Below are 12,006 nucleotides of genomic sequence, written 5' to 3'. Positions count from 1 at the left end.
TCTCGACTATTGAGCGCAGAGCTCGGCAGCCGTTTTGCTGGTCACGTTGGATTTGTCGAAGCCGAACGGGGCGACCGTCTTGAGGTGCTCTTCAGAGCCCAGCCACTTTTTCAGTTCGGCATTGACCGCATCCCGCAGGTCCTTGTCTTCCGGACGGAAGGCGAGGGCGCCGTAACCGGTATGCGACGGGTCATCCTTGAACTCGGTAACCGCTTCGACCTTCTCACCGCCTTTGGCGGCCAAGCCTTTCATGGTCAATTGGGTGCCTACGGCGGCATCGGCGCGACCGGCGCGCACGGCTTGCAGCTGGGCGGTGGTGTCGGGCACCTGGAGAATTTGTGCGTCCTTCACCCCGGAGTCCCGTGCGTATTTCAGATTGACCGTGCCGGCCATGATCGCCAGTTTCACATCCGGGTTCTTGGCGATGTCTTCATAGCTGTGGAGGTTTTTCGGGTTGCCTTTGGCGGTCAGGAGGGCATCGGGCAACTGGTACTGCGGATCGGTGAAGATGACTTGCTTGCAGCGTTCGGGCGTGATGTACATGCCGGCGGCAATCACGTCGAAGCGCCCGGCGCGCAGGCCCGGAATCAGCGAGCCCCATTCGGTCAGCACGCCATCGACTTGCTTGATGCCCATTTTGGCGAAGATGACTTTGGCGATCTCCGGCGATTCACCGGTGACCCGGCCATCGGTTTCGGTGAAGGCGAATGGCGTTTCGTTGGCGTAGCCGATGCGAATGCTGCTGTTTTTCGTGATGGTTTCCAGCGTCGTGGCGGCATGGGCGCTGGCGGCCAGACCGAACATCGCACAAGCCACGAACAGGTGACGCAAGACATGGGAACTGCGGGGAATGGAATTGCTCATCGATAAAATCTCCTGTTTCTTGTGGACCCGTCGAAGACGGCTCTGTGGTAGGAGGCAGTGTGACAAGAGCAAAGCGTACGAGAGCCGTTTTCCTGTTGAGCCGAAGCTTTGGGCCACAGTTCCGGTACAGATCGATTGGTTGTTGTTGGCGGCGGGTTCGGCCGCCTGTGCATCGACCTTGGACCGAGCATACAAAAGCCCTGAGCCACATTGCATTGCACTAGGACAATTGCTTTGCATGGTTTCTCGCGGGATGCTGTCGGCACTGGCAAACACGTGGGTTCGGCGCCGATGGACAAGTGGAAGGCAGCACTGCAAATCGCCCGCAGCGGCGAATCGAAATACAAGATCCTGGTGCAGGCGATTGCCGACGACATCGAGCAGGGCGTGCTGGTCAACGATCAGCGCCTGCCGCCGCAACGACAGGTTGCCGATGCGGTGGGCATCAGCGTGCAAACGGTCACCAACGCCTATAAGGAGTTGGAACGCCAGGGCCTGGTGCGTTGCGAAGTGGGGCGTGGCAGCTTCGTCTCGCGGCGCATGAGCGACCGGGTCGCCACCTATATTCTCGACAGTCCCGAACGCGCGCTGGTGGATTTTTCCATTACGCGGATCATGCACACCCGTGAACATGACCAGTTCTGGCGCGAAACCTGCCGCGAACTCAGTACCGAAGACGATCAGCCGTGGATTCACGCATTCCGTCCGATTGCCGGGTTCGAGTCGCACCGGGAAGCGGCGATGCACTGGATCGCCCGCCAAGGCCTGCGCGTCGAGCGCGATGACATCCTGATCACCAACGGCGCGGCCCACGGAATTTTCCTCGCCCTGGCTTCGCTCGCCGGGCCTGATGATGTGGTGCTTTGCGAAGGTGTCACTGACCACGGCGTGATCGGCAATTCCCAGGTGCTGGGGTTTACCCTCAAGGGCCTGGAAATGGATCGCTACGGCATTGACCCGGAACATTTCGAGGACATGTGCAGCAATGAGCGGATCACCGCGCTGGTCTGTACGCCGAACCTGAACAACCCGACCACCAGTCTGATGCCTGACAACCGGCGGCGTGAAATTGCCGAGATTGCCCGGCGTTTTGGTGTGCACATCATCGAAGATGATGTCTACGGTCCGCTTCTGGACGAGCGCCGTGCGCCGCCGATCAGCCATTACCTGCCGGAGCTATCGTTCTATTGCACCAGCATGACCAAATCGGTGCTCACCGGTTTGCGCATTGGTTATCTGGTGATGCCCAAGCGTCTGGCGCTGCGCACCGAAAGCATTTTGCGGGTCAACAGCTGGATGGCGACGCCCATGGTTTCGGAAATCGCCACGCGCTGGATTCGCGATGGCCGCGCCGAGACGCTGGTGGGCGTGCAGCGCAAGCTGTTGAGCGGGCGGCAGGCGATGGTCAGCGAATACCTCGGCGAGTACCTGCTCGGCCAACATCCCTATGCCTTGAACGCCTGGATCGGCATCCCGCCGCATTGGGAACTCGACAGCCTGGTGCGTGCGTTGCGCCACAAGCATATTGCAGTCACGTCGCCCGACCCATTTACCGTGCGCGGTACGCCCCGGCCACGGGCGGTACGGGTATGCGTAGGCGCTGAATGCAGTGACGAGGAAATGCGCGATGCGCTGATGGGCATGCGCGAAATCTTTGGTCAGTACCCGCAAATCCACGATTTTTGAGCGGCAAAAGACTTCGAAAAATTTGTCGACTAAATTGCCCTAGTACATTCAGCGCGACAATCCAGCCCTCTTAGACTGCGCCCAATACCTCATCGGGATGCGGTCATGTCAGCGTTACAGCTCAACGATATCTACCTCGCCCGCCAGCGGATCGAAGCGCTGGTACGGCGCACGCCGATGGAACATTCCCCCAGCCTGTCGCGACAGTCGGGCGTGCCGGTGTACCTCAAGCTCGAATCCCTGCAAATCACTGGCAGCTTCAAGTTGCGCGGCGCGAGCAATGCCGTGGCACAACTCACTGCCGAGCAAAAGACGCGTGGCGTGGTCGCCGCGTCCACCGGCAATCATGGGCGGGCACTCGCTTACGCCGCATCGCGGCAAAACGTGAAGGCGACGATTTGCCTGTCGCACCTGGTGCCGGGAAACAAAGTCCAGGCCATCCGCGATCTCGGCGCTGATGTGCGTATCGTCGGTCAGTCCCAGGATGATGCCCAGCGTGAAGCCGAGCGGATTGCCCACGAACATGGCGCAACACTGCTGCCACCGTTCGATCACCCGGCGATCATTGCCGGGCAGGGCACGCTGGGCCTGGAGATCCTCGAACAGCAGCCTGACGTCGCCCAAGTACTGGTTCCATTGTCCGGTGGCGGCCTGTTCGCCGGCGTCGCGCTGGCGCTGAAAAGGGCCAACCCGCAGATCGTCACTCACGGTGTCAGCATGCAACGCGGTGCGGCCATGCACGCCAGCCTCGCGGCCGGGCATCCGCTGGAAGTCGAAGAGTTGCCGACCCTGGCTGACTCGCTCGGCGGCGGCATCGGCCTGGACAACCGTTACACCTTCGCCATGACCCGCGACACCTGCGATCACTTGCATCTGCTCAGCGAAGCCGCCATCGCCAATGCCATCCGCCATGCCTATCGCGAAGAACGTCTGGTGGTGGAGGGCGCGGCGGCGGTGGGGATTGCCGCGTTGCTCGAGGGCTTGATCGAGCCGCTCGGGCCAATCGTGCTGGTAATCAGCGGACGCAACGTCGATGTCGAGCAACACCTGCGTGTGCTCGCCGGCGCCGATGCATGAATTCCAACAATAACGACTCGATGGAGTGCCGCGTTGATGAGTGAAATCACCTTGCTGAACGAAGCGGACCTGCGCGCCTGCGTGTCGCTGGACCTGCCAAGTATCGAAGCCATTGAGCAGGCCTTCGTACTGCTGGCCACCGCTGCCGTGGCGATGCCGCCGATCCTGCGCCTGGACATTCCCGAACAAAACGGCGAAGTGGATGTGAAAACCGCTTACCTGCCGGGGCTTGAACGCTTTGCGATCAAGGTCAGCCCGGGTTTTTTCGACAACCCGAAACTGGGCTTGCCCAGCCTCAACGGCATGATGATGTTGTTGTCTGCGCGCACCGGTTTGCTGGATGCCTTGCTGCTCGATAACGGTTACCTGACCGCCGTGCGCACAGCGGCGGCCGGAGCCGTGGCGGCGCGGGCGCTGTCGCGGCAAGACAGCCGTAGCGTGGCGCTGATCGGTGCCGGAGAGCAGGCCGCGTTGCAGTTGCAAGCGCTGCGTCTGGTGCGGCCGATCGACAGCGTGCGGGTCTGGGCGCGGGACGCCGCCAAGGCCCAAGCCTTCAGCGTCGAACTGGCCCGGGACAGCGGTCTGGCGGTCAAGCCGTGCGCCAGCATCGACGAGGCCATGGCCGGGGTCGACATCGCGATCACCTGCACACCAAGCCGTGAGCCGTTGATCGATTTGCGCCATTTGCATCCCGGCCTGCACATCACGGCCATGGGCTCGGATGCCGAACACAAGAACGAAATTTCTCCCCGTGCGCTGGCACAGGTCGACCGCTACGTGGCGGATCGATTGAGCCAGACGCGCATCCTCGGCGAGCTGCATCACGCCCTTGCGGCGGGTGTGGTCAGCGACGAATCGAACTTCGCAGAACTGGGGCAGGTGTTGGCCGGCCAACGGCCCGGTCGTACCGATTCAACGCAAATCACCCTGTGCGACCTCACGGGCACCGGCGCCCAGGACACGGCCATGGCCAACCTGGCCTTCGAACGTGCGCGTGCGGCCGGCAAAGGTTTTCAGTTCGGTAGTTAAAGCGCTTTTTTCATCCGTGCGTCATTTATCAGAGGGCATGTGCATGTCTCAGATAGTCGTCAATCTCCCGTTTCAACGGGAGGAATACGCCCAGCGTCTGGCCAAGGTGCGAGTGGCCATGCAGGCGCAGGGCATCGAGTTGTTGTTGGTCACCGATCCGTCGAACATGGCCTGGCTGACCGGCTATGACGGTTGGTCGTTTTACGTTCATCAATGCGTGCTGCTGGCGCTCGATGGCGAACCGCTGTGGTTCGGTCGCGGCCAGGACGCCAACGGCGCCAAGCGCACCGTCTTCATGCAGCAAGAGAACATCGTTGGCTACCCGGACATTTACGTGCAGTCGCGGGAACGTCATCCCATGGACTACCTGTCGCGCGAAGTGATCAGCGCTCGAGGTTGGGATGCACTGACCATCGGCGTGGAAATGGACAACTATTACTTCAGCGCTGCCGCTTATCTGTCGCTGCAGAAAAATCTGCCGAAGGCCAGATTGATCGACGCGGTCGGGCTGGTGAACTGGCAGCGGGCGGTCAAGTCGCCGCAGGAAATCGCCTACATGCGCATCGCCGCGCGCATTGTCGAGAAAATGCACGGGCGGATCCTGGAGCGCATCGAACCGGGCATGCGCAAAAACGAACTGGTGGCCGAAATCTACAGCAGCGGCATCCTCGGGGCTGACGGTCATGGCGGCGATTATCCGGCCATCGTGCCGTTGTTGCCGACCGGCGCCGATGCCAGTGCGCCGCACCTGACCTGGGACGATTCACCGTTCGAAAAGGGCGCCGGCACCTTTTTTGAAATCGCCGGCTGCTACAAGCGTTATCACTGCCCGTTGTCGCGCACGATCTATCTGGGCAAACCGCCGCAACATTTCCTCGACGGCGAGAAAGCCGTGGTCGAAGGCATCGCGGCAGGGCTGGAAGCGGCCAAACCGGGCAATACCACCGGCGACATTGCCGTGGCGTTTTTCAAGGTGCTGGAGAAGTTCGGCATCCACAAGGACAGCCGTTGCGGCTACCCGATCGGTATCAGCTATCCACCGGATTGGGGCGAGCGCACCATGAGCCTGCGTCCCGGCGACACCAGCGTGTTGCAACCGGGCATGACCTTCCACTTCATGCCGGGCCTGTGGATGGATGACTGGGGGCTGGAAATCACCGAGAGCATTCTGATCACCGAAACCGGCGTCGAGACGCTGTGCAATGTGCCTCGCCAATTGTTCGTGAAGGATTGAGCCATGAGTGAACTGCCTGACAACCCGATCAGTGCCACGGTGGATTTCAGCCGCGAAGGCGTGCAGCACGGTTTTCTCAAGCTGCCCTATTCCCGGGACGATTCTGCCTGGGGCGCGGTGATGATTCCGCTTACGGTGATCCAGCGCGGCCAGGGACCGACCGCGCTGCTTACCGGCGGTAACCACGGTGATGAGTACGAAGGCCCGGTGGCTTTGAGCAAACTGGCGCAAAGCCTGACGGCCGCCGACGTCAGCGGACGGGTGATCATCGTCCCGTTCATGAACACCCCGGCGTTCCACGCCGGGCGGCGTACGTCGCCGATCGACAAGGGCAACCTCAATCGCAGTTTTCCCGGCAAGCCGGACGGTACGGTGACCGAGAAGATCGCCGACTATTTCACCCGCACGTTGCTGCCCCTGGCCGACATCGTGCTGGACATTCACTCCGGCGGTCGCACCCTGGATTTCCTGCCGTTCGCCGCCTGTCATGTGTTGCCGGACAAACGGCAGCAGGCGCAATGCGAGGCCGGCATGCGTGCGTTCAATGCGCCGTACAGCATGCGCATGCTCGAACTCGATGCCGGGGCGATGTACGACACCGCTGCCGAGTCCCAGGGCAAGATTTTCGTCACCACGGAGCTGGGCGGCGGCGGTTCGTCTACGGCGCGCAGTGTGGCGATCGCCGAGCGCGGCGTACGCAATCTGCTGGTGCATGCGGGGATTGTTGAGGGCCAAGTGCAGGCTTCGACATCGATCATGCTCGACATGCCCGATGGCGATTGCTTCATCGCCAGCGAGCACGACGGCCTGCTGGAAATGTGCCGTGACCTGGGCGATCACGTAAGCAAGGGCGAAGTGATCGCCCGCGTCTACGACGCCACCCGCAGCGGCGTGGCCCCGGTGGAATATCGCGCGGCGCGCAACGGTCTGCTGGCGGCGCGGCACTTTCCGGGGCTGGTGGGGTGCGGCGATACCATCGCAGTGATCGCCGATATCGTGACCTGACAACCATCCCTGTGGGAGCTGGTTTGCCAGCGATAGCGGTATGTCAGTCACGTCAATGCTGGATGTGCTACCGCCATCGCTGGCAAGCCAGCTCCCACAGGTTTTTTATTAACCTGAGGGATATGCCCATGCACAAGCTCGATCGCTATGACCTGAAAATCCTGCGAATCCTCGCTGACGACGGGCGTATCACCAAGTCGAGCCTGGCCGAGGCGATCAATCTCTCGGTGACTCCGGCCTGGGAGCGGGTGCGCAAACTCGAAGCCCTCGGCCTGATCAAGGGCTACCGGGCACACATCGACTGGGGCGCGGTGTTCAAAAGTCAGCAGGTGCTGGTGGAAATCACCCTGGCCCGGCACACCGCGCAGGACATGCGGCGTTTCGAGCAACGCATGAGCGAAGCGCCCGAAGTCGCGTTCTGTTACGCCACCGGTGGCGGTGTCGATTACATGGCAATGATCCAGGCACCGGACATTGACCATTACCAACGTTTCATCGACCAGTTGCTGCTCGATGATCTGGGAATCGAACGCTACTTCACCTACATCGTCACCAAAACCATCAAGACCGGCGGCGCCTTGCCGGCCGAATTGTCGCAAGAATCCTGAACACTCAATAAACCTGTGGGAGCCGAGCCTGCTCGTGATGGCGGCCAGTCAGAAACCGTGATGTCAACTGACACACCGCTATCGCGAGCAGGCTCGCTCCTACAGTCGATTTGTGTGGATTCAGGTGTCGTGTTCACACCGCAAAAAACGCTGTTCAGCCCCGCTCAATCAGAAAAAACCACCTGCCAAACCCCGTTCAAACGCCAAATTCCCAAGGCTTGGCTGCCCTAGCATGGTTCCACGCACACGGATTTGGAGTGAACGCCATGACTTACAAACATCCACTGTTGTTCAAGGCCCTTTGCTACGTCGATGGCCATTGGGTGCACAGCGACAGCGGTCACAGTATCGCGGTGCACAACCCGGCGGATCAAAAACTGATCGGCCATGTACCGATGCTCGACCAGTCCCAAATCGTCGCCGCCGTCGATGCTGCGCACCGTGCGTTCGCCGACTGGCGCGAACAAAGCCTGGAGGCGCGCGGGGCGATTCTGCGGCGCTGGGCGGCATTGATTCTTGAGCATCAGGAAGACCTGGCGCGGATTCTCAGTCTGGAGCAAGGCAAGTCCCTGGCCGAGTCCCGTGGCGAAATCGCTTATGCCGCCAGTTTCATTCCCTGGTTTGCCGAAGAGGCGCGGCGCCTGTATGGGCAAAACATTCCCAGCCACATTCCAGGGGCGCACCTGGGCACGGTCAAGGAGCCGGTCGGCGTCTGTGCATTGCTGACGCCATGGAATTTCCCTTCGGCAATGATCACTCGCAAAGCCGCTGCCGCGCTGGCCGCCGGTTGCACCGTGGTCATCAAACCGGCCCATGAAACACCGTACTCGGCGTTTGCCCTGGCGCAACTGGCCGAGGAAGCAGGTTTCCCTGCCGGCGTATTCAATGTGGTGTTGGGCGAACCGCAGATGGCCATGCAGACCCTGGTGCAGGACAGTCGCGTGCGTTCGGTGAGTTTCACCGGCTCGACCCGCGTCGGTAAGTTGGTGCTGCAAGCCGCAGCCCAGGACGTAAAAAAGGTGGCACTGGAGTTGGGCGGCAACGCGCCGTTCATTGTCTGCGCCGACGCCGACCTTGAGCTGGCGGTGAAAGTCGCGGTGGCCGCCAAATTCCAGACCTCCGGCCAGGATTGCTGCGCGGCCAACCGCATCATGGTCGATCGCTCTGTTTATGCGCAATTTCTCAAGGGGTTTACCGCGGCGGTACGTGAGTTGCGGGTTGGCCCGGCGATGCTCGGCGACCGTGAGCAGCAGGTCGATGTCGGCCCATTGATGCATCAGGCCGCTTTCGATGTCACCACCGAACGGGTCGCCGATGCCTTGCAACACGGCGCGCAACGACTGGTGGGCGGTGAGGCCCATGCACTGGGCGGTTTGTTCTATCAGCCAACGGTGCTGGCCGATGTCACGCCACAGATGCGCATCTACCGCGAAGAAAACTTCGCGCCGATTGCCGGGGTGATGCCGTTCGACACCCTCGATCAGGCGGTCGAGATGGCCAACGACACCGAATACGGTCTGGCCGCCTACATTTGTTCCAATCGTCTGGACCTGATTTACCTGCTGATCCGCCGCCTCGACCACGCCATGGTCGCGGTCAATGGCGTCAAGTTTACCGGCCATCCGATCCCGTTCGGTGGCATGAAAGCCTCGGGGCTGGGCCGGGAAGGCGGCACCGAGGGCTTCGAAGCCTTTGTCGAAACCAAATACTTCTGCCTGCACCATCAAGGCCAGTTCTGAGGAGATTCACCATGAACCAAGAATTTGACTCGCTGTTCGAGCAAGACCGTGCGCACTTCATGCACCCTTCGACTCACGCCCATGATCATGCCAGCGGCGCGCTCAAGGGGCGCATCATCAAAGGCGCGTCGGGTATCCGCATCCGCGACCACGAAGGCCGCGAGCTGATCGACGCCTTCGCCGGCCTGTACTGCGTGAACATCGGTTACGGGCGCACCGAAGTTGCCGAGGCGATCTACAAGCAAGCCAGGGAACTGGCCTATTACCACACCTACATGGGGCATTCGACCGAAGCGATCATCGAGCTTTCGAGCCGTATCATCGACTGGGCGCCTGAAGGCATGAAGAAGGTCTATTACGGCCTTTCCGGGTCTGACGCCAACGAAACCCAGATCAAACTGGTGCGTTACTACAACAACGTGCTGGGTCGCCCGCAGAAGAAGAAAATCATCTCCCGCGATCGCGGCTACCACGGTTCGGGCATCATGACCGGCAGCCTGACCGGTCTGCCGAGTTTTCATCAGCATTTCGATCTGCCGGCCGAAGGCATCAAGCACACCGTGTGCCCGCACTGGTATCGCAAGGCGCCGACCGGCATGGATGAAACGGCCTTCGTGCGCTATTGCGCCGACGAGCTGGAAAAAATGATCCTCGCCGAAGGTCCGGACACCGTGGCGGCCTTCATTGGCGAGCCGCTGATGGGGACCGGCGGGATCATTGTTCCACCCGCCGGGTATTGGGCAGCGATCCAGGCAGTGCTGAACAAATACGATGTGCTGTTGATCGCCGACGAAGTGGTCTGCGCCTTCGGTCGGCTGGGGTCGAAAATGGGTAGCCAGCGTTACGGCATGCGCCCGGACCTGATCACTACCGCCAAGGGCCTGACCAGCGCTTATGCGCCATTGTCGGCGGTGATCGTCGGCGAAAAGGTTTGGGACGTGATCGAAAAAGCCTCCGAATCCCAAGGCGCCATGGGCCATGGCTGGACCTATTCCGGGCACCCCATTTGTGCGGCCGCGGCGCTGGCCAACCTCGATATCCTAGAGCGGGAAAACCTTACGGCCAACGCCGATAAGGTGGGCGGTTATCTCAATCGGCGGCTGCGCGAAACCCTCGAAGGCCATCCGCTGGTGGGCGAAGTGCGCGGTGACGGCATGCTCGCGGCGGTCGAGTTCATGGCGGATCGTGAACAGCGCACGCCATTCGACGCCGCCTTGAAGGTCGGTCCGAAAGTCTCGGCGGCTTGCCTGGAGCGCGGGATGATTGCCCGGGCGATGCCCCATGGTGACATCCTCGGCTTTGCACCGCCGTTGGTCCTGACCGAGGCCGAGGCGGACTTGATCGTGGGTATCACCAAGGATGCGATCGATCAGGTGGCGGGGGAGGTGTTGGGCTGATTATCTGACCCTGTTGTGTGGTCTGTACTGGCCTCCTCGCGGGCAAGTCCGCGATGAGGGCGGGACATCCAGCCGAGATGCTGGATCAGAAATAAAAAAGCCCTCGGACAACCACTTGTCCGGGGGCTTTTTGTCGCGTGAAACCTGATTACTTCTTCAGGCCGTAATGCTCATCGAGCATGCCCGGGGCGTTCGGGGCTTTGGGTGCGTAGTCGCGTGGCGGTTCCTGATTGCGCGGCGGCGTCAGGCGCTCGCGCGGAGTCTGCGCCGCGTCGGCGTGCAGCGAGGCCAGCAAGCGTTGGCGGGTTTGTTCATCCAGGGCCAGACGGTTGGCACCCTCGGCGAGATGATCCTGCACTTCCTGATAGCTCTGAGTCAGTTTCTTGACCAGTGTCGCAGTGCTGTTGAAGTGGGTCACCACCTCGTTCTGATAACTGTCGAAACGTTCCTGAATATCGTCCAGCTGACGTTGTGTGCTGCTGGGCGCGGCATTCGGCGCCAGGCGAGCGATCAGGAAACCAATGGCGACACCCACAACCAGGGCAAGAGTCGGCAACAACCAAACTAAGAGCGAGTGTTCCACGAGTCCTTCCTCTATAAACGGCTTTGCTTTACGTTAACGGCTCGAACCTGCGCTGTATACCGCGATTCGCTCGCAATAGACAGTTGCAGACAATTTGCTAGACGAGTCGACCCGTTTCGAGGTCACGGAGTTCTTTCCTTGCTGATGCGTGAAACCCCTGTAGTGATTGATGGCCCGGTCGGCCAGCTCGAGTCTCTTTACCTGGACAACGAACAGCCGCGCGGCCTGGCGCTGATCTGCCATCCAAACCCGGTGCAGGGCGGCACCATGCTCAACAAAGTGGTCTCGACCCTGCAACGCACCGCACGCGATGCCGGTTTGATCACCCTGCGCTTCAATTACCGTGGCGTCGGCGCCAGCGAAGGCAGCCACGACATGGGCACCGGTGAAGTCGACGATGCCCAGGCAGTGGCTCAATGGTTGCGCAACAAACACCCGGATCTGCCGCTGACCCTGTTCGGGTTCTCCTTCGGCGGATTTGTTGCCGCAAGTCTCGGCGGACGCCTGGAAGCGCAGGGCGAACAGATCAAACACCTGTTCATGGTCGCGCCGGCCGTCATGCGCCTGGGCGCCCAGGATCAACTGCCACGGCACGGCGAGCTGACCCTGATCCAGCCGGAAACCGACGAAGTGATCGATCCTCAAGTCGTTTACGAGTGGTCCGACAAGCTCGAACGTCCCCATGAGCTGCTGAAAGTGGCAGAATGCGGACACTTTTTTCATGGCAAGCTGACCGATCTCAAGGATCTGATCCTGCCGCGTCTCTCGAATTGATTGCAGTCTG

General features: G+C 61.0%; 11 protein-coding genes. 9 read left to right on the top strand and 2 right to left on the bottom strand.

Going from position 1 to position 12,006, the window contains the following annotated elements; translation table 11 throughout:
* Positions 1 to 6: 6 nt before the first annotated feature.
* A complete protein-coding gene (gene ehuB / locus ASD60_RS06620; protein ID WP_056853231.1) occupies positions 7 to 864 on the bottom strand; it encodes an ectoine/hydroxyectoine ABC transporter substrate-binding protein EhuB in 858 nt (285 codons plus the stop codon).
* Between the two features lie 291 nt (positions 865 to 1,155).
* Here ehuB and ehuR point away from each other — a divergent pair, with 291 nt between their 5' ends.
* The 8 genes from ehuR to ASD60_RS06580 all read left to right on the top strand — a co-directional run bounded on the left by ehuR (position 1,156) and on the right by ASD60_RS06580 (position 10,639).
* On the top strand, positions 1,156 to 2,550 hold the full coding sequence (gene ehuR, locus ASD60_RS06615) for a MocR-like ectoine utilization transcription factor EhuR (protein ID WP_056853300.1): 1,395 nt from the start codon (positions 1,156 to 1,158) through the stop codon (positions 2,548 to 2,550).
* A gap of 105 nt (positions 2,551 to 2,655) precedes the next feature.
* Positions 2,656 to 3,627: a hydroxyectoine utilization dehydratase EutB gene (gene eutB / locus ASD60_RS06610; RefSeq protein WP_056853230.1), complete on the top strand. Its 972-nt coding sequence runs from the start codon at positions 2,656 to 2,658 to the stop codon at positions 3,625 to 3,627.
* A gap of 36 nt (positions 3,628 to 3,663) precedes the next feature.
* On the top strand, positions 3,664 to 4,656 hold the full coding sequence (gene eutC, locus ASD60_RS06605; protein WP_056853229.1) for an ectoine utilization protein EutC: 993 nt from the start codon (positions 3,664 to 3,666) through the stop codon (positions 4,654 to 4,656).
* A gap of 43 nt (positions 4,657 to 4,699) precedes the next feature.
* Positions 4,700 to 5,890 carry an ectoine hydrolase DoeA gene (gene doeA / locus ASD60_RS06600; protein WP_056853228.1) on the top strand — a complete coding sequence of 397 codons (1,191 nt, stop codon included), beginning with the start codon at positions 4,700 to 4,702 and terminating at the stop codon, positions 5,888 to 5,890.
* A 3-nt stretch (positions 5,891 to 5,893) separates the two neighbouring features.
* Positions 5,894 to 6,895, top strand: coding sequence for a N(2)-acetyl-L-2,4-diaminobutanoate deacetylase DoeB (gene doeB, locus ASD60_RS06595; RefSeq protein WP_056853227.1), 1,002 nt, complete (start codon positions 5,894 to 5,896; stop codon positions 6,893 to 6,895).
* Between the two features lie 128 nt (positions 6,896 to 7,023).
* The gene (locus tag ASD60_RS06590; protein WP_056853226.1) at positions 7,024 to 7,503 is read left to right on the top strand and encodes an Lrp/AsnC family transcriptional regulator; all 480 of its coding nucleotides are present in this window, start codon (positions 7,024 to 7,026) and stop codon (positions 7,501 to 7,503) included.
* Between the two features lie 266 nt (positions 7,504 to 7,769).
* A complete protein-coding gene (locus ASD60_RS06585; protein WP_056853225.1) occupies positions 7,770 to 9,242 on the top strand; it encodes an NAD-dependent succinate-semialdehyde dehydrogenase in 1,473 nt (490 codons plus the stop codon).
* A gap of 11 nt (positions 9,243 to 9,253) precedes the next feature.
* Positions 9,254 to 10,639: an aspartate aminotransferase family protein gene (locus tag ASD60_RS06580; RefSeq protein WP_056853224.1), complete on the top strand. Its 1,386-nt coding sequence runs from the start codon at positions 9,254 to 9,256 to the stop codon at positions 10,637 to 10,639.
* Between the two features lie 148 nt (positions 10,640 to 10,787).
* On the opposite strand, the gene ASD60_RS06575 is transcribed toward ASD60_RS06580, so the two are convergent.
* Complete coding sequence (locus ASD60_RS06575) at positions 10,788 to 11,222, bottom strand: YhcB family protein (protein WP_056853223.1); 435 nt, start codon at positions 11,220 to 11,222, stop codon at positions 10,788 to 10,790.
* 144 nt (positions 11,223 to 11,366) lie between these two features.
* On the opposite strand from ASD60_RS06575, the gene ASD60_RS06570 reads away from it, so the two are divergent.
* Entirely contained in the window at positions 11,367 to 11,996 is a 630-nt protein-coding gene (locus ASD60_RS06570; protein WP_056853299.1) for an alpha/beta hydrolase, read from the top strand.
* Positions 11,997 to 12,006 lie beyond the last annotated feature (10 nt).

Source organism: Pseudomonas sp. Root562, from assembly GCF_001427125.1.
Taxonomy (GTDB): Bacteria; Pseudomonadota; Gammaproteobacteria; order Pseudomonadales; family Pseudomonadaceae; genus Aquipseudomonas.
The sequence above is the reverse complement of the archived record's forward strand: the minus strand, read 5'-3'. Positions and strand labels throughout refer to the sequence as shown.